General features: G+C 44.2%; 15 protein-coding genes and 1 pseudogene. 3 read left to right on the forward strand and 13 right to left on the reverse strand.

What is annotated here, in order from left to right; genetic code table 11:
- Nucleotides 1-597 precede the first annotated feature (597 nt).
- From ASG93_RS20180 to ASG93_RS20205, 6 genes are all read right to left on the reverse strand, one after another.
- Nucleotides 598-1,713 carry a sugar ABC transporter permease gene (locus tag ASG93_RS20180; protein ID WP_235550931.1) on the reverse strand — a complete coding sequence of 372 codons (1,116 nt, stop codon included), beginning with the start codon at nucleotides 1,711-1,713 and terminating at the stop codon, nucleotides 598-600.
- Nucleotides 1,714-1,786: 73 nt separating this feature from the next.
- On the reverse strand, nucleotides 1,787-3,307 hold the full coding sequence (locus ASG93_RS20185; protein WP_056834588.1) for a xylose ABC transporter ATP-binding protein: 1,521 nt from the start codon (nucleotides 3,305-3,307) through the stop codon (nucleotides 1,787-1,789).
- Between the two features lie 64 nt (nucleotides 3,308-3,371).
- A complete protein-coding gene (gene xylF, locus ASG93_RS20190) occupies nucleotides 3,372-4,481 on the reverse strand; it encodes a D-xylose ABC transporter substrate-binding protein (protein ID WP_056834590.1) in 1,110 nt (369 codons plus the stop codon).
- A 125-nt stretch (nucleotides 4,482-4,606) separates the two neighbouring features.
- A complete protein-coding gene (locus ASG93_RS20195; protein ID WP_056834592.1) occupies nucleotides 4,607-6,199 on the reverse strand; it encodes a response regulator in 1,593 nt (530 codons plus the stop codon).
- Complete coding sequence (locus ASG93_RS20200) at nucleotides 6,192-7,640, reverse strand: sensor histidine kinase (RefSeq protein WP_056834594.1); 1,449 nt, start codon at nucleotides 7,638-7,640, stop codon at nucleotides 6,192-6,194. The genes ASG93_RS20195 and ASG93_RS20200 overlap by 8 nt, the downstream gene beginning before the upstream one ends.
- Nucleotides 7,637-8,608 carry a substrate-binding domain-containing protein gene (locus ASG93_RS20205; protein WP_056834596.1) on the reverse strand — a complete coding sequence of 324 codons (972 nt, stop codon included), beginning with the start codon at nucleotides 8,606-8,608 and terminating at the stop codon, nucleotides 7,637-7,639. Before ASG93_RS20205 ends, ASG93_RS20200 begins: the two co-directional genes overlap by 4 nt.
- 225 nt (nucleotides 8,609-8,833) lie before the next feature.
- Between ASG93_RS20205 and yhbH the strand changes: the two are divergent.
- Both yhbH and ASG93_RS20215 read left to right on the forward strand, forming a co-directional pair.
- Nucleotides 8,834-9,974 (forward strand): annotated as a pseudogene (yhbH, locus tag ASG93_RS20210) (sporulation protein YhbH).
- A complete protein-coding gene (locus ASG93_RS20215; RefSeq protein WP_056834598.1) occupies nucleotides 9,971-11,401 on the forward strand; it encodes a SpoVR family protein in 1,431 nt (476 codons plus the stop codon). The pseudogene yhbH and the gene ASG93_RS20215 overlap by 4 nt, the downstream one beginning before the upstream one ends.
- A 93-nt stretch (nucleotides 11,402-11,494) precedes the next feature.
- Here ASG93_RS20215 and ASG93_RS20220 read toward each other — a convergent pair whose 3' ends face one another.
- Nucleotides 11,495-12,061, reverse strand: coding sequence for a Uma2 family endonuclease (locus ASG93_RS20220; protein ID WP_056834606.1), 567 nt, complete (start codon nucleotides 12,059-12,061; stop codon nucleotides 11,495-11,497).
- A gap of 329 nt (nucleotides 12,062-12,390) precedes the next feature.
- Here ASG93_RS20220 and ASG93_RS20225 point away from each other — a divergent pair, with 329 nt between their 5' ends.
- Nucleotides 12,391-12,603 carry a hypothetical protein gene (locus tag ASG93_RS20225; protein WP_029197871.1) on the forward strand — a complete coding sequence of 71 codons (213 nt, stop codon included), beginning with the start codon at nucleotides 12,391-12,393 and terminating at the stop codon, nucleotides 12,601-12,603.
- Between the two features lie 471 nt (nucleotides 12,604-13,074).
- Here ASG93_RS20225 and ASG93_RS20230 read toward each other — a convergent pair whose 3' ends face one another.
- The 6 genes from ASG93_RS20230 to ASG93_RS20255 all read right to left on the reverse strand — a co-directional run bounded on the left by ASG93_RS20230 (nucleotide 13,075) and on the right by ASG93_RS20255 (nucleotide 19,105).
- Nucleotides 13,075-13,803 (reverse strand): nucleoside phosphorylase, encoded by a 729-nt coding sequence (locus ASG93_RS20230; protein WP_056834608.1) that lies wholly within the window; start codon nucleotides 13,801-13,803, stop codon nucleotides 13,075-13,077.
- 1 nt (nucleotide 13,804) lies between these two features.
- Complete coding sequence (locus ASG93_RS20235; protein WP_056834610.1) at nucleotides 13,805-14,476, reverse strand: sulfite oxidase-like oxidoreductase; 672 nt, start codon at nucleotides 14,474-14,476, stop codon at nucleotides 13,805-13,807.
- 24 nt (nucleotides 14,477-14,500) lie between these two features.
- Nucleotides 14,501-15,379 (reverse strand): ABC transporter permease, encoded by an 879-nt coding sequence (locus ASG93_RS20240; RefSeq protein WP_082615014.1) that lies wholly within the window; start codon nucleotides 15,377-15,379, stop codon nucleotides 14,501-14,503.
- Nucleotides 15,380-15,407: 28 nt separating this feature from the next.
- Nucleotides 15,408-16,475: an ABC transporter permease gene (locus tag ASG93_RS20245; protein WP_056834613.1), complete on the reverse strand. Its 1,068-nt coding sequence runs from the start codon at nucleotides 16,473-16,475 to the stop codon at nucleotides 15,408-15,410.
- Nucleotides 16,468-17,967 (reverse strand): ABC transporter ATP-binding protein, encoded by a 1,500-nt coding sequence (locus tag ASG93_RS20250; RefSeq protein ID WP_056834615.1) that lies wholly within the window; start codon nucleotides 17,965-17,967, stop codon nucleotides 16,468-16,470. Before ASG93_RS20250 ends, ASG93_RS20245 begins: the two co-directional genes overlap by 8 nt.
- 94 nt (nucleotides 17,968-18,061) lie before the next feature.
- The gene (locus ASG93_RS20255; protein ID WP_056834617.1) at nucleotides 18,062-19,105 is read right to left on the reverse strand and encodes a BMP family lipoprotein; all 1,044 of its coding nucleotides are present in this window, start codon (nucleotides 19,103-19,105) and stop codon (nucleotides 18,062-18,064) included.
- Nucleotides 19,106-19,218: the final 113 nt, after the last annotated feature.

Raw genomic sequence — 19,218 nt, forward strand, 5'->3', positions numbered from 1 at the left:
TCCTCCTCCCAAATACTGGATTTCAATGAATAGTAGGCATCGAGGTTTATGAACGGATGCAGTAGTTCTTGAAGAGAAACTGTCTTTTTCTTTAATGATTGTAAATGTGATCGTATTTTCGAATTGAGATCCATGTCAAGTTGCTCCCGAATGAGAATATATGCCTATTATAGCAAAATATCAATGGCAGATGGGTCGGAACGTTTTGGGAAGTCGTTCCAGTTCATAGAAAAAGCCTGTTTGAGCGGCTTAGCTCAAGCAGACTTTTCTGCCTACGTATCCATGCTGATCTGGTCTCATGATTCTTGTCCATATCGGATTAACCAGAATAAGACCCTGCGTCTTTCCATCACAATACTTTCATTTAAATCGTGCGGTAGAGCTTGAAACGGTCTGGATATCCATCATATCAGCCCCGATGACCTTCGTTTCAAAACGTGGGAAGAGATAGAGAAGCCTCACTCGAATGCTCTGATTATTGCGATGATGGATACCTCGTATTGCAGAAGTAACTAAAAAGTCTGCTTGATCTCCTTTTCGCAGCCATGGGAGATTTGGGCAGACTTCTTTGATTTAATCATTCGCTATTGAAACAATCTAGGATACTTTTTTCTTCTGTCTTGTGTAAATATCTACCCAAACGGCCATAACCAAAATCAATCCTTTTACGATATATTGCCAATAAGAATCTAGGTTCATGATGCTCATGCCGTTATCTAGACTTGCCATCACAAGAGCACCGATGATAGCTCCGGGAATCGTTCCTGCACCACCGACCAAGCTCGTTCCGCCAATTACGCAAGCAGCAATCGCATCCAATTCCAGCATGTTACCTGCAGTAACTGTAGCCGCATTCAAACGAGCGGTGAAAATAATCCCCGAGATTGCAGCTAGCGTATTACACAGGACAAAAACGAACAATAACCGCCTTTTTATGTTAATCCCTGACAAACTGGATGCTTCCGCGTTACCTCCGATCGCATATATTTGACGACCGAACACTGTATTTTTAGAAATAAAGGTAAAGATAAGCGCCATCAAAATTACGGTAACAAAGGGTACCGGAATACCTTGATATTGATTCATAACAAACACGAACCCCAAAATAAGGACCCCGTAAAATACAATCTTCGCTATACTCATTGCAATGGACGGAGCTTCAAAACCATATTGGATACGTGACGCACGTTTTCTGAAAATGATAATTACCGTAATCATTAATGAGAGAATACCTAATAAGAGACCTGCTCCCGTTCCCAAATACGCCTGGCCAATCTTCCGGAATGCAGGTGATAAAGGAGCAATCGTTTTACTGCCACTAACCATCAGTAGAATACCACGATACACAAGCATGCCGCCAAGCGTCACGATAAAAGCAGGCACCGAACGATAGGCGATCCACCAGCCCTGGATCAGTCCTACTACTGCACCAAGAGCAATGGTTACAATGACAACAGGGATCGTATTCCAATCGTACCAAACGTTTAAGATCGCTGCGACTCCACCCGTAAGCCCGACCAACGACCCTACCGATAAATCAATCTGTCCGGCTACGATCACCAAAACCATACCAATTGCCAGGACAGCTGTTCCGGACATTTGTAAAAAAAGGTTAGACAAATTCCTTGGTGTTAAAAATGTCTCATTCAGCAACGAAAAAAGCAGCCAAATCACCACCAAAGCGCCGATCATTGTATAGGCGCGCACATCCATTCTAAACAATTTCTGTTTGAAACCTTTTGTGTTCGTGCCCGCTCCTGTTTCCGAACTTATGTTAACATTCAACTTATTTCCCTCCCGTAGCAGCATACATAATTTTTTCCTGGGTCGCTTCTTCATGCGTAAATTCCGCAGTAAACTTTCCTTCACTCAGTACTAATATCCGATGGCTCATGCCGAGAACTTCCGGAAGTTCCGAGGAGATCATAATGATTGCGACACCCTGCTGCACCAATTCATTCATAATGTTATAAATTTCATACTTGGCCCCAATATCAATTCCGCGGGTAGGTTCATCGAGAATCAGCACTTTAGGCATCGTCATTAACCATTTACCAAGCACAACTTTTTGTTGGTTGCCTCCACTTAATGTTCCAACTACCGTCTCTATCGAATTTGCCTTTATTTTCAGAGATTGCAAATAGGTTTTGGCACTTTGAATCTCTTTATTTTCATTAATTGTGCCCCATTTAGAAACAGCTCTTAAACTGGCAATACTCGTATTTTTCTTAATGTCCATATTCATAACGAGACCGTACTTCTTCCTATCCTCCGATACAAGCGCAAGTCCCTCACGTATAGCATCCTGAGCATCTTTGATGGATGTCTTTTTACCTTCAATTGAAACTTTTCCTTGCGAACGACCTGCATATACGCCAAATAAGCTCATCATTAATTCCGTGCGGCCAGCTCCCATAAGCCCTGATATCCCCAAAATCTCCCCTTTGCGAACTTCTATGGAGACATCATCAATCACTTTACGATGTGTTAAATCATTTGACCATAACGTGTAATTTTGCACGGATAACACGACGTCTCCGGGCTTCGAAGGCATATAAGGAAATCTTTCTTTTAGCTCACGGCCAACCATGTACGAAATCACTTTGTCTTCCGTGAGATCTGCAGCTGCTTGCGTTGTAATCGTTTCACCATCCCGTAAAATGGTCACCGTATCGCAGATGTCGAATACCTCGTTCAGCTTATGGGAAATGTAGATGCAGGTCACGCCCCGCTTTTTAAATTCCCGCAATATGTTCAATAAAATAGCGACTTCTTGCTCAGTAAGCGCGGCCGTAGGTTCATCAAGTATTAAGATTTTCGCATTCTTCGAGAGTGCCTTTGCGATCTCAACAAGCTGCTGTTGGCCAATTCCCAAGGTACCCGTGATTTGATTCGCTTTAATCCTTTTAAGTCCCACTTCATTCAACCATTTCTCCGCTTCTTTATACACCTGATTCCATTGAATAATCCCGTACTTGGACCGTTCATTGCCAAGAAATAAATTTTCACCTATCGTTAGCCCTCTTACCAAAGCAAGTTCCTGATAAATAATGGCAATACCCGCTTGCTCAGCATCCTTAATGCTTTGGAAGGACTTCTCTTCCCCATCGATCAAAATTTGCCCCTCGTAGGTTCCAGTTGGATAAAGACCACTGAGTACCTTCATAAGCGTTGATTTGCCAGCACCGTTCTCACCGCATAAAGCGTGCACCTGGCCTTTTTTCACTTGGAACGTGACCTCATTCAAAGCTTTAACCCCTGGAAATTGCTTCGTAATCTTACGCATTTCCAATGCTATATCCGACATGAGCTCCCCTCCTTTTCTTTTTAAAAAGCGAGGCAGCATACTTGCTCTGCCTCGCATTCTCTTCTTATTTTTTCACGTTTTTGTAGACATCTTCTTTCTTCTGGAACCCATCAGCAATAACGGTGCTGTCAATATTATCTTTGTTAACAGCTATTGGCTCAAGCAAAATGGACGGAACATCCATTTTCTTGTTATTTACTTTTTTGTCTGCACCTGTATCTTCACCCTTAGCCATTTTTATAGCGATTTCAGCTGCTTTAGTGGCTAATTTTTTGATTGGCTTATAGACCGTCATCGTTTGCGTCCCTTCAACAATCCGTTGAGCTGCCGCCAACTCCGCATCTTGACCGGAGACCGGGATCTTGCCCGCAAGCCCCTGAGCAGTCAAGGCCTGAATCGCGCCGCCTGCGGTACCATCATTCGCAGCAACGACAGCATCAATTTGATTCTTGTTTGCTGTTAAGGCATTTTCCATATTTGCCAAGGCTGCTGCCGGGTTCCAATCTTTGGACCATTGATTGAATACGATTTGAATATCGCCCTTTTTTACAAGAGGATCCAAAATATTCATTTGGCCTTTTTGGAATAAATGCGCATTGTTATCCGTATCTGCTCCTTCGATCAAAACATATTTACCTTTTGGCGCTTTCTCTACAATGGCTTTCGCCTGCATTTCTCCAACCTTTTCATTATCAAAAGATAAGTATATATCCAAATCCGAATTCGTAATTAACCGATCGTATGAAAGTACTTTAATACCAGCCGCATGTGCTTTCTCTACGATGGCTGCAGATGCATCGGCGTTATGAGGGATCACGACCAATACGTTTACTCCTTGGCTGATTAAATTTTCAGCTTGTGAGATTTGTTTGGCATCATCGCTGTTCGCCGATTGTACGTTGACTTCAGCGCCCAATTTCTTGGCTTCTTCTACGAAGATATCACGGTCTTTCTGCCAGCGTTCTTCCTGGAGTGTATCCATCGACAAGCCGATTACGATCTTCTTCCCATCTTTTGAAGGCGCTTTCGTCGCAGCTGCAGCAGTTTCTGCTGCTTTTACTGGCGTAGAAGCTTCTACTCCTGAACTTGCTTTGCTGCCTCCACAAGCCGTAAGTGAAACAGCAACCACCATTGCCGCCGCTGCTATCCCACTATTTTTCATCCATCTTTTCATTGTATAACCCTCTCCTTTAATAGTTAAATGATAACTTCCCCTGTCAATATAGCATCTATCCGATTGGAAAATGGCAGTAATCACCTTCACTTTTTTACAATTTCAAGCATTATTTTAAACCGCTTTCATAAGATTCGTTTTCTCATTATCAATTCTTTGCGATATTCGGTAGGCGAACGATCCGTCATCTTCTTAAACACCCGACTGAAATAGTTCGGATCGTTGTAGCCGATTTCATAGGTGATTTCCTTCAAACTTTTCTCTGGATCACTTAAGAGGTTCTTCGCTCTTTCGATCCGACATTCCGTTAAATAATCAATATAATTTGTCCCAACCTGTTCTTTGAACATTTTGCTTACATAGTGAGGACTTAACCGCACTTGTTCCGCAACCGTTTCGAGCGAGATATTCTCATGTGCATTTTTTTGGATGTATTGTTTGATTTGCAGCATGATAACCGGCTCCAGTTGCAGTTTTACCTCCATATAAGCTTTCGCCATCCCTTGAATGCAATCGATCATTTGCCTTTTCAACTGTTGGTACGTCGACTTCTGTGAAAAAGCATCTTGCCGATCCACATGTACACCCATCTCAAGCATTAAACGCGATACGACGAAAAGCAGTTCATACACCCTTTGCTGCGCAGTGACGACTGCAATTCCTGCCATTTCATATCTTTGTATGACTTGTAGAAACTCGTACTCAAGTCTAAGCCAATTCCCACGCCGTGCTTCCTCCACAATCCGCTTTTCCACTAACGCAGACACCTGTTGGTCTTCATTTTGCCTGAGGGCTGACTCATAAAAGCTGATCTTGGCAGGCAGTTCCAGATTACGTGATGCTAATAAAGCCTCATGGTACGAACTTCGGACATCTTCCAGAGAGTGATAGACTTCTCCGATACCGACAAATAATCGATAAGCTTTTTTGCCAACCGACATTTGTACGAGCCTTTGAACCATGGATACCGCTTGTGAACGATACGACTTCTGCAATTGGGTAAAGACCACGACTGGAATTTGCCAAGCTGACATGGGACCGATCCATCCATTTGCCACAGCGCGAAATTGTTCTTTAAAAGCACGGTAGATCTCTTCAAACTGCAACGAGGGCATACTTACATCTATCTCTTCGTTATCAGGCTTCTCTAAGGGAATGACACTCACTACAATGACAAAATAAGCATGCAATTCTTCACGCGGGATAAGTCTCAACATTTCGTCCAGATGAACTTCATGAATATGATCAAACAAAAGCTGCGTTACTACATCGGCTTCTACAATCGGCAACAGCTTTTGCATGTTCCGGTTCTGAGCAGCCCGTTTCTCCATAAGCAGCTTCTCCTGCTTAATTTCGGTTACAACCTTTTGAATGATTTCAACAATCGTCTGTGCTTTACTGGGCTTTACTAAATAATCTTTCACCCCCAGCTGCAAAGCTTGACGGGCATACTCAAACGTATCATAAGCCGTAACCATCACGTATTTAATCATCGGCTGCTGTTCCTTGATTTGTTCGATGGCCCCCAGCCCGCTTAATCCAGGCATTTTAATATCCATCAGGATAAGATCAGGTTCCAATTCGCGTGCTAATTGAACAGCACGGCTACCATTTTCGGCATGTCCGACAACTTCAATCCCTTCAATTCCACGTTCTATAATTTTTTGCAAAGCCTCTCTTTCGATCGTTTCATCATCTACTATGATGATTTTAATCATCTTTATCACCTTCTTCTATTGGTAGGGATAACCTCACACATGTCCCTTGCCCCGGAGAGCTCTTAATTGTTACAACATCCTGTATGCCATAAAATAATTGTAAACGGTGCACGACATTGCTGATGCCTATACCCGTAGAATGACCCTGCTTACCCTCACTACTTGAAGCTTCATAAATGTTTTTCAAGCGGTCGTCAGCCATACCAGCACCATCATCCATGATTTCGACGATTACGCTGCCCGGCTGTCTGGATACGCGAATGGAAATACAGCCACCTTGGACCAATGGCTCAATCGCATGAATGAAAGCGTTCTCTACAAATGGCTGCAACGTAAGATTAGGAATATTAACATCCAAACAAGTAGTGTCGATTTCTTTCCGATATTGAACCCTCTCCATAAATCTAGCTTTTTGAATCGTCAAATACTCATCAAGCACAACCAGTTCGTCACGAAGAGTAACTGGTCTATCTAATTGTTTGAGATTATATCTTAACAATCCGGAGACTGAACTGATGAGATCACTTGTTTCCTCTGCACCTTCCAAATAAGCCTTCTTCGATAAAATATTTAAAGTATTGAACAAAAAATGCGGATTAATCTGGCTCTGCAAGCTTTTCAATTCATTTTCTTTTAATCTTAATTTGTGCTCCTGCAGTTCGGTCTCGAGCTGGGCATTATGCTGAATTTCCGTAATCGATCGCTGAATGTTCAAACGCATTTGATTGAAGGTGCGCGAGAGTAATGAAATTTCATCATTCGTTTCGATTTCGATCTGGTCATCATAGTTTCCCAGGGCAATCTTTTTGGCTGCAAGAGAAAGCGTTAAAATCGGACGTGTAATGCCGCTAGCAAATCGGTAAGAGAACAGAAGCAAAATACAGGATGCCATCGCCAGCGTCCAAAACCCCATTTTCTGCAAATCCCTGCTACGCTGGATCATCGATTGGTAAAATTGATTATACGTTTTGAGCTCCGTACTTAATAGGGAAAGGGTGGCTTCAGAAATGAACTTTGAGATGTTGGTCGCTTCATCAAAGTGCTCCTGCGCACGCTCCCGATTGTCTATTTCCACCTGGGTAACGGTGAGCTCCATAGCTTCGATTTGACTGTCAATCATGTTCCTATAATTAACTAAAAAAACCTCGTTATTCGAATTTTTTATCGACTGCAGCTGTGATTCCGCCAGCTCCAACTGTTTTTTCACCAACTTGTATTCATCTTTTTGCCTCGTCTGATGCTCATCCATGAATCGGTTTACCAATGAAACCGAATTCGAGCTTAACTGCGAAATCTCATTCATAAATAAATACCTTTTCAGGATGGTATTGTAGGTTTCTACGGTTTGTTGATTATAGAAACTTAGAGCTAACCAGATGCTCGCCATAATGACCCAACTGCAAAGGGACAACCAGATGATTTTTTTGCGGATTGTATTCATTGGCTGCCCTTCCCTTTGTATAGAATGACTTGCGTATTTACATTTCGCGGCAAAGGAAGATCGGCATTTTCTAACCAACGCTTGATCAACAGGATACTCTTCTCCCCGAGTGTTGTATTATCATTCACCAATATCGCTTTGATCCAGCCCGAATCGACCTTCTCGCGTAGTTCCGGTGTGTCATCGAATGCGTAAACATTTTCTTTATCCCCACGTCCTCGTTCTCTTAATGCTTGTACGATTCCGATCCCCGCTTCCGCATTTAATCCCACAAACAACTTCATGTCGGGGTATCGGTTTAACACATTATTCACCAATAGCTTCGATTGGTTCAGTTCAGTTTCGTCACCTTCCACAATGACCACATGGACCGATGTATGTAGGGACAATGTTTTTTGAATACTTTCAAGCCTAATTCTTTCCGTACTCTTCATTTTGCTTCCGGACACTAAACAAATCATCTCTCCATCTTGCATATGAAGCATCAATTCAGCAGCTAAGAGCTCCCCTTCTTTACTATGGTCCGGGCCTACATAGGTTTTTCTCAAGCTACTTGGAGCATCTGTACCGGCTGTAATAACAGGAATTCCCTTTTCGGTTGCCGTCTGCACCTTATCTACAAACTCTGGTCCATCCATCGCCTGTACAATAATGCCGTCCACCTTGGAAGCAATCGCGATATCCATATATTTCAGCAACTCGATCTGATTCGAATGATAGGTCCCCCATACGTTCACCTCCATGTTATTCTCTTTTGCGATACGGCCGATTCCATTTTGAAGCGCTTTCGTAAACGGACTTTCCAATTCCTGCGTAATCATGACAATCCGTATTTTGTTCGAAGTGCCGGAGACGGCATCGATCTGTTCATCCCTACTGCTCTGATAAACGTGGTAAACATAGTGGAACGTAAATAGAAAGGTGATTAGTAAGCAAGTGGATACGATAAAAACAAATAATTTTGTCATAAAATAGTCCTCTCACCCTAATATGATATGTTGATAAGCTTAATCGAATATCCATTTAGAGTAAATACGTCTTATCATCATAATCCTCAATCTTTCACATATCCCCCGCACACTTGAATATATTTAGTAACAAGCTTTATTCCTTCTAAGTCTGTTTCAGCGTTAAGCTTTCCATATCAGGAAGCACATGCTTTTGCAAAAGCAAAACTCCAAGGAGGTGTCCCCATGACAGAGCCCCTTTTTATCGTTTCCAAAGAGGATTGGTCCTTGCATCGCAAAGGATATCAGGATCAGACCAGGCACCAAGAGAAGGTGAAAGAAGCCATTAAACAGAATCTTCCCGATCTGGTAACCGACGAAAGTATTGTCATGTCCAATGGGAAACAGGTCGTAAAGGTGCCTATTAAAAGTCTGGACGAATACCGATTCCGCTATAACTTCAGTAAAGGAAAGCATGTGGGGCAGGGTGACGGGGACTCCCAGGTCGGCGATGTGTTGGGAACAGATCCACAGCCAGCCCAAGCCCCTGGGAAAGGTGAGGGTGCAGGCGATCAAGCCGGCGAAGATTACTATGAAGCGGAAGTGAGCATGGAGGAACTGCAAGCCATGTTGTTCTCTGAGCTGGAGCTGCCCAATTTGCAGAAAAAAGATAAGCGCAATATGACGACGACAGAAGTGATTTTCAACGATATCCGCAAAAAAGGGATTATGTCCAACATCGATAAGAAACGGACCATTCTGGAGAATATGCGGCGTAATTCGCGCTCGAACTCCCCTGGGATCCATCATATCAGCCCCGATGACCTTCGTTTCAAAACGTGGGAAGAGATAGAGAAGCCTCACTCGAATGCTCTGATTATTGCGATGATGGATACCTCTTGAGAAATATATAGCCCGCAGCTTCTTTTTCTGGATGACCCGCTTCCTGCGCACGAAGTATGAGAATGTCGAGATTGTTTTTATTGCTCACCATACCGAAGCTAAAGAGGTCACAGAGGAAGAGTTTTTCACCAAAGGAGAAAGCGGAGGTACGATTTGCTCCTCGGCTTACCAAGCAGCGATTGATATTATCGACAAGCGTTATCCACCGTCACAATTCAATATTTATCCGTTTCATTTCTCTGATGGAGATAATTTGACGTCAGATAACGAACGCTGTGTGAAGCTCATAACTCAGTTAATGGAGCGCTCCAACATGTTCGGTTACGGAGAAGTCAACCAGTACAATCGCAGCAGTACACTCATGTCCGCTTTCCGCCATATTCATGATCCTAAATTTCTTCATTATGTCATTCGTGAGAAAGGTGAAGTGTACAAAGCACTGAAAACCTTTTTTACCAAGCAGGAAGGAGTGGCTGTTCAGTGAGTAAAACTGAAATCCAAAAGCTCGAATACGCCATTGATGAAATAACGGAAATTGCGAAAGGCTTTGGACTTGATTTCTTCCCGATGAGGTATGAAATCTGCCCCGCCGAAATTATATATACCTTCGGTGCCTATGGAATGCCGACGCGTTACAGTCACTGGAGTTTCGGTAAAAATTTCCACCGCATGAAAACACAGTATGATTTTGGCTTGAGCAAAATTTACGAATTGGTCATCAACTCTGACCCCTGCTACGCCTTCTTATTAGATGGGAATTCTCTCATTCAAAATAAGCTGATTGTCGCACACGTTCTTGCCCACTGTGACTTTTTCAAAAATAACGCCCGTTTCGCAAATACGAACCGCAATATGGTAGAGAGCATGTCCGCTACCGCCGAACGAATTCGGCAATATGAAATCGAACACGGCATTGACGAAGTCGAGCAATTCATTGACGCCGTGCTAGCGATTCAGGAGCATATTGATCCTGTGCTGACCCTTTCCTATCGACAAACACGTAAGCGTCAGGAAACCCATAAAGCCTCCACACCAAACACCCGATCTGTAGCAACCTATGGATATGAGGATATTTGGGATCTAGATGTTAAGAACAAACCTCCTGTACCTGAAAAAGAGGAAAACAAACGCTTTCCACCTCAACCTGAAAAAGATCTATTGCTCTTCATTGAGGAGAATGCCCCCTACATGGAAGAGTGGCAGCGGGATATTTTGACGATGCTCCGCGATGAAATGCTCTATTTCTGGCCGCAGCTAGAAACGAAAATCATGAACGAAGGCTGGGCTTCCTACTGGCACCAACGCATACTGCGTGAGCTGGATTTGACTGAAGAGGAGACGATTGAGTACTCCAAGCTCAACTCCTCGGTCGTAGTTCCATCACGTCATACCTTAAATCCTTATTATCTCGGGCTCAAAATTTATGAAGATATCGAGAAGCACTGGGACAATCCGACAGAGGAAGAAATAAGAAGGCATGGTCGCAAACCCGGCGATGGTCGGAATAAAATATTTGAGGTTCGCGAATACGAATCGGATACCTCTTTTATCCGGAATTATTTGAATAAACCACTTGTGGAAGAACTCGATTTATATGTATTTGAAAAGAAAGGCCCAGAGTGGAAAATTACGGATAAAACGTGGGAAAATACTCGGGATCAGCTCATTTATTCCAGAGTGAATGGTGGTTTCCCCTACATCGTTGTGGAAGATGGCGATTACCAGCGCAGCGGTGAATTGTATTTAAAACACGCTTTCGAAGGGGTAGAACTTGATCTCAAGTATGTCGAGCGAACGCTCCCCTACATTTATAAGCTCTGGGGCAAATCTATTCATATGCATACCATCGTCGAGGATAAGCCGGTTTTGTTCACTTTTGACGGGAAGAAGCATCATCGTCGGTTTTTGTAAAATAGGAAAGTTCTATACACCCCTTTACCCAATAAACTTCAGTGTAAAAAAAAAACCGGTCGAGAGCGCATCTCACCGGTTTTTTTGCTCTAATTATTCCAGACTGAACAGCCTGTTCATGGGCACTTGTAAATCTTTAAATGTGATGGATTGGATCGTTTCCTGCTCCGTATACAGATGACGTACTTGATAACTGCCATCCTGCAGCGAATACACGTGAACCGTTCGGTTTCCTGGATCGACAATCCAATATTCCTGTACCCCATACTTCTGATATAAATTGAACTTCTCATTAAAGTCCTTTAACGCGGTGGATGGGGATAGCACTTCAATGATTACAGTTGGAGCACCCTGACAGCCATTTTTTGAGATCTGATCCTTTGAGCAAACAACCGAGAGGTCGGGCTGTGTAACATGATCGGGTGACTCATATTCTTCACTTTCGCTGAAAAATACATCAAATGGAGCCACGAACACAAAGCAACTCCGATTCTGAAAGAATGTCCGCAGGGCGAAATGAAGCTCTCCTACAATAAATTGATGTAATGAGGTTGGAGCTGGCGACATATTATAGGCTTTGCCATCAATTAACTCCCACGTTCCGTCCCATGTCAGCCAATCTTGATAGGTGTTAATTTTCTTCTCATCCGGATTTGACATGATGTTCAACCTCCTTCTGATTATGCGTATGACACTTTACTAAGTGTACCATGTTCAAACAAGTCGTTGCTAACTTTTACTCGTTTATTAAGATCAGTATTACCAGAATAATAGCAGTTGTTTCACATCCCCACAATATTCTGTACAAAGAGGCAAAATCCGAGTTAGATAGAGCTAAACATCAACTGCAGTTGGTAGAAGAACACTCTATACACGCTCGACAGAACTAGTGCTATTCCGACAACGATAATCGACGGACTTATTAGTTAATAGATGATATTCTTAACTCTCAGTTGTTTATATTTTTTTTGATAGGAGATGAGTTGAAGTTGAGAATGAATATTTTATTTAACAAAACACCGATTTCTGTCAATTTCGTTGGGACGGACCACAAATTAATTCCCTCTCTGATCAACGCTCTTCGTTATAACAAGTTTACAACGATGAACCTTGCTCAACCGTTAGAGCACGTTGATTTATTTAGTTCGGAAGCCATTTTATATGCCAAAGATGGGAATAAAGCAAGAATCCCTATTTTTTAATTACATAATTGTTACATACACATAAAGCTCTGACCCAAAGTAGATAACTTAGGGGCATAGAAAACAAAAAAAATGAGGTGGCAAGAATCTTGCCATCTCATTTTTTTTGCTTTCCTTCGATGACATGGAAAGCCACCCGACCTCTATCTCGCGGAACGTAGAAGCGTTAATTCATGAAATCTGCGCATAAAATCGACTAAGAGGAACGAGAGGGCACTATTTGATCAAAAGGAACGATCCGGAAGCAAAAAACAGTGAAATAGCGCCTCCTCGTTCCTCTTCCTCATCATTTCGGGTGTTTTTCAACCAAATAACGCCTCTACGTTCCCTCGATAAGTTCTGGTTACCAAAGCAAAGCAAACCATAGCACATAAAAATAATGGGTAAAGAGTCATAACATCCAAAAACGCCTTTTGTGGCGCAGCCTCTTCTAAACTAGCAACAGCTGCGGCAGCGGTCATCCCAATATGTCTACGCTTTATCGTGCAGTTTAATAACGGCACGAATCGCCGTCATAATTTCACGTTCAACCGCTTGAGCAACAACATCCGTATGCGGGTTGTAGACTTCTCTCAAATCAGCATCGGCGTAACCGTCCAGCGCAACAATCGCTCCCGCACGAACGCCACGCAATGAAGCAATTACATAGAGCGCTGCGATTTCCATCTCAACGGCAAGAGCGCCGGCTTGCTTGTACTTGCGGTGCGGAAATTCCTCGACACCTTGGAAGAAGGCATCCAAGGTAACGGTAATCCCTTTGCGCACAAGACCATCCGTCTCTGCTGCCGCTTCGTACAACGCCTGCACGACATCCAAGTCAGCAACTGCTGGGAAGCCATGCGGAACGAGCTGGCGGGTTAAGCCCTCTTCCCTCACAGCTGCCGTACTAACGACTAAGCTGCCTGGCGGCACATCAACCGAATAGGAGCCTGCTGTGCCAACGCGAATCAGTGTCTTGACGCCGCCTTTGATCAGTTCCTCGAAGCAAACGGCCGCACCCGGCGAGCCAACACCATGGCTTACAACCGTAATCGGAACGCCTTGGAATTCACCGACAAACGTGCGGTATTCACGGCTGAAGGCTAGTTCCCTACTATGATCAAGCTTGCTGGCTATGACTTCCGCGCGAAAGGGGTCACCGCATACGATCGCATAGGGTGATAAATCCTCTGATTGAACCTGTAGAATTGGCAATAGCATGTCAATCAAACTCCTTCTTTTCCCATTCATCTTCTGGAATCGAAATCGCTTCCCCAGAGAAGCGCTGCTCTTGGAATGGATCGGCCACATTATGGAAGCCGTTCTGTTCCCAAAAGCCTTCACGGTCAGCTGTCATAAATTCGACGCCTCGAATCCATTTCGGACTTTTCCAAAAATACAGATGAGGCACAATCAACCGTAGAGGCCAACCATGTTTAGGCGTCAGCGGCTTCCCATCATATTTCAAAGCCAACAATACGTGATCGCCCATCAGATCCTCGAGCGGAACGTTCGTTTCGTAATCGTTGTCAGCATGCAGCATGACGAACTTGCCTTGCGGCTTAATTTCCAGCAGGCGAAGAAAATCGCGAAATAGAATTCCTTCCCAGGCCGTGTCAAGCTTAGACCAACGGGTAACGCAGTGAATATCGCAGAGGACTTGCGTTTGAGGCATCGCCAGCAATTGTTCGTAAGTGACAATTTTGTCCTCTCCGACCTCGCCGAACACTCGCAATGTCCACTCCGACATGTCGTATTCCGGTACTTCTCCTTCATGCAAAATCGGAAACCGGTCAGTCAAAACCTGTCCCGGCGGAACTCGGTCTGACAAGGAGGCACCTACGGAGGGAACCTTCATTTTTCTGATTCGATCAGCTTTGTTGTCTTTTGCCATCTGTCATTATCTCCTTTTAGCAGCCTAGCGCGAGCTTCCGTTAGCTTTCTGAGCATCTGCCATATAACTGCTCTTTCTAAAAAAGAGCATCGCCAGCAGCGTCACAATATAAGGAAGCATTTGTGTGAAATGAGTCGGCAGCGAGAAGCCCTGCAGCCTGATGCTGAATGCATCCATCAGTCCGAACAGGAGGCTTGATGCCATGACGCCAAGCGGATTGGCTTGTCCTAACATCGTTGCGACCAGCGCGATAAAGCCTCTGCCCGCCGTCATGCCTTCGGTAAACATCGTGACTTGACCGAGTGACAGTTGAGCGCCTGCCAATCCGCAAAGCAAGCCGCAAATTAACACGGCCAGATACTGCATACGGTTCACTTTAATGCCTATGCTTTTCGCTGCAACTGGGTTCTCACCCACAGCCAGCAAGCGGAAGCCAAGGACTGATTTAAACAAAAAGTACTGCAGGCCGAGCACCAGTACAAAGGCCAAGTAAACAAGCGGGGAATGGCCCGAAATAATACCGCCAATGACAGGAATATCTTGCACAAAAGGAATGTTCCACTTCGGCAGTCCCACCATATTCTTATCGTAGAAGGCGCCTTTAACGTGGAAAATGGCTTTTAAGCAGAACGCTGTTAAGCCCAACGCCAGAAAATTAAATGAAATACCAACGATGATCACGTTCGCTTGCAAATGGATGCTAATATAAGCAAATGCGAGTGAAAAAACAATCGTCACCGCAATCGCAATTAAGACAGCTAGATACACATTGCCGGAATAATGGTTGCCTACAATAGCAGAGAACGCGCCTACAAGCACGAAGCCTTCCAAACCAACATTGAATAACCCTACTCTTGAGCAAATTGCACCGCCGAGCGCAGCGAGGAGAATCGGAGCAACCATCCGAATCATAGAGTTAAATAACGAAACATCAAGAAGATGCTGCACCGCTTCCTCCTCCTTTCTTGCGTTTCCATAGGGTATAACTGAACTTAGCCGTGACGAACAAGATCAAGAGAGACTGAATGACACTCGATATTTCGAGGGGGATACTCGTGTTTCGTTCAACACCCATACCGCCAGTCTGCAGGGCGGCCAGAAGGACTGCGGCAATAGTCGTACCGAGCGGATGCGCGCCAGAAAGCAGCGTAGCCATAATGCCAGACCAAGCGAAGCCCGGATTCGTTATCATGCCGTCCGTATAACGATACTGCATGCCGAGTACTTCAACTGCGCCTGCAAGACCAGCAAAACCACCACTCGCGAACATGCTGGCGAGCATTAATTTCCCGCGGTTTACGCCTCCATAAGCGGCAAACAATGGATTGTAGCCAAGCATGCGGATTTCGTAACCGGCAGCACTGTATTTCATAAACAAAAATAGGAGAACCGCAAAAACTATGGCGATGATGAAGCCCGCATGCATACTCATCCCTTGGAAAAGCTTGGGCAGCCATATGCTTTTATCAACCATCATCGTTTGTGCGAGTGCAGCTGAACCTGTTTTATCCTTGAGCGGATAGGCAACCAAATAGCCTGCAAACAAAGCTGCAATATAATTGAGCAAGAGTGTGGTGACAATCAAATTCATTTTAAATCGCGCATCAAGCCAGCCAGCTAAGGCTGACCATATGCCGCCGACTGCAATACCGCCTAGCAGCGCGGCACATAATTTAAATAATGGAGGTCCGGGAAAATAGAGCGCAATCATCGCGCTTGTTAAAGCACCAAGTATCATTTGACCTTCAGAACCCATGTTGAAAAATCCGGCGCGGAAGGCTATTGAAACACCTAATCCAACTAATATAAGCGGTGTCGCTCGCGTCAATGTATTGGTAAAAAAGTAAAAATTGCCGAAAGCACCTTTCCACATTTGTGCATATGTGTCCGAAATGGAGCCGCCAATTAAAACGATGGCAATGGCTCCGCCCAGTAAACCGATACATACCGCAATAAGCGGCTGCAGCAGCGCACCAATGTTTCCTTTCCAATTAAGCATGGGAATGACCTCCTGCCATCAACAGACTGATTTGCTCCTCAGTCGCGTGCTGCGCTGACAGTTCTCCCGCAATTCGCCCTTCATACATCACGATAATGCGATCAGAAAGCTTCAGAATCTCTGTCAATTCCGAAGATACCAACAGAATCGCTCCCTGTTCATCACGTTTTTTCAACAGTTCATCGTGGATCACTTCCATTGCTCCAACATCAACGCCACGTGTGGGTTCAGCTGCGATAAGGAACGGTTGTTTTTGGGCAATTTCTCTGGCTACAATCAGTTTCTGAAGGTTGCCGCCAGACAGAAATTTGACTTTCGTATCCTGGGAACCCGTTTTTATCTGGAATTGCTGGATGAAGCCATTAACCATATTTCGCAGCGACTTGCCTTGCAAAAATCCTTTACGCCGATGCGTTCTGTGATGTCCCATTGTACCGTTTTCAAGTACGCTGCCTTCCTTGGCAGCCCCCCATTGGTAACGATCCTCAGGAATATGCGAAAGCCCGCTTTCTCTGATCTCACGGACCAAACGACCTGTAATATCCTTGTCCATCAAACGAATGTGACCTTGATCAATCGGCTGAAGTCCTGTAATGCTTTGAATCAGCTCAGACTGTCCGTTACCGGAAATACCAGCGACGCCTAAGATCTCCCCAGCCTTCACTTCAAGACTGACACGATCCAAAACGGGCTTTCCTTTCTTGCCTTGTATGGTAATCTCCTTCACTTCGAGGACCGTTTCACCAAGTCTTGCGGCACTTTTGCTCGTTTGCACCAGGTCTCTACCTACCATTAATCTAGAAAGTTCTTCTGCATTCGTTGCCGAAGTATCTAAAGTCCCTCTGATTTTACCGTCACGAAGCACCGTAACTCGGTCCGCAACTTCCATGACCTCATGTAACTTGTGCGTGATGACAATGAAGCTTTTACCCTGGCTCGCCAAGCTCTTCATAATAACAAGCAGTTCCTTCGCTTCCAGCGGTGTCAAAACGCCAGTAGGCTCGTCCAAAATAATGATATCCGCACCTTGATAGAGCACCTTCAAAATCTCAACACGCTGTTGCAATCCTAGCGGAAGGTCAGCGACTTTCCTCATTGGATCGATGGGTAGTCGGTACTTGTCACACAATGCGTTAACTTGATGCACAGCTTTCTTTCGGTCGAACTTCACGCCGACTTGCGGTTCATTGCCGATGACAATATTTTCAGCCACTGTAAAAGATGGAAACAGCATGAAATGCTGATGCACCATGCCGATGCCATGACGAATCGCATCCGTAGGATTCACGAATTGGATTTTTCTTCCTCTTAAAACAATCATTCCCGACGTTGGCTGCTCCATGCCGTAAAGGATGCGCATCAGGGTTGTTTTACCTGCCCCATTCTCGCCGACAAGCGCATGGATTTCACCTTCACGCAGCGAAAAATCTACGTTGGAGTTGGCTGTCAAACTTCCATAAGTTTTGGTAATTCGGTTCATTTGAAGCAGCATAACGGGTTTCGCACTCCTTTCCTAGAAATGCGGAAACTGCCTACGTCGCCGTAAACAGTTTCCAGGGTTATATGATGTTTGTAAGGACTTACTACTATTTCAGAGGATTCGGAACCGTAACTTTGCCAGCTACGATATCGTCTTTGATGGCTTTCACTTTAGTTATAACGTCTTGACCAATAAATGGACTTAATTTGGATTTGCTTTCTTTGGTTACAAAAGTAAGACCTACTCCGTCTTCTTTCAAGCCGTAATCCATAGCGCCAAATTTAAAGGTTCCATTTACAAAATCTTTCACCGTTTGGTAAGCAACGCTGTCTGTACCTTTCAATTGAGAGAGAACGATGTGCTCAGGATCCGTCACCGTACGATCGATATCTTGACCGGATGTGTAGAAGCCTTTTTCCTTAGCCGCTTCGAACACACCCAAATCGCCAACAGCTGAAGCCGCTGCGATGAAGTCTGCTCCTTGAGAGAATTGCGTCAATGCCAGTTCTTTCGCTTTGGCTGGATCCGTGAAGCTTCCTACATAGTTAACGATGAATTTTGCATTCGGATTCGTTGATTTTAAGCCTTCTTGGAAACCGACTGTGTATTTTTTGATCAAAGGAATATCAAGTGCTGCCACCATACCGACAACATTTTTCTTCGTTGCAAGACCCGCAGCCGCACCAAGCAAGTAGGCTGCCTCGTGCTCACGGAATACAACACTTCTAACATTCGGTAAATCAACAACAGTATCAATAATAGCAAAAGATTTCTTCGGATTTTCAGCAGCTACCTTTTTCAGAGCATCCTCGGATTCAAAGGAGCTGGTAATAATGAGATCATAATTATCTGCAACAGCAGCACGCAGGTTTTGCTCAATCGCGCTGGCATCCGTAGATTCTACTGTTTTCACATCAACGCCGAATTCTTTACCTGCTTTTTTAACACCTTCATCCTCTTGAGCAAAGAAAGGGTTCACACCGATTTTTTCTGGTGTTATTAGAATAATTTTTTTAGATGATTTGGTTTCAGGCGCTTTTGTTGCTTCTGCAGCTTTCGTAGCTGCCGGAGCTGCAGTATCATTTTTAGCGGTGCCGCAGCCGGTCAGCATTAATGTAACGGCGAAAATGGACAATAACGTTTTTTTCATGTATGGCTCTCCCCTTTTGATCTGTTTATTTTTAAAAATTATTCGACAAAGTGTGACTTTTCAACTAAGACTGATAGTAGTAGATTCCCTAAGTCATGTCAAGAATTAAAACG

It is taken from the genome of Paenibacillus sp. Soil787 (genome assembly GCF_001429545.1).
Classification (GTDB): domain Bacteria; phylum Bacillota; class Bacilli; order Paenibacillales; family NBRC-103111; genus Paenibacillus_E.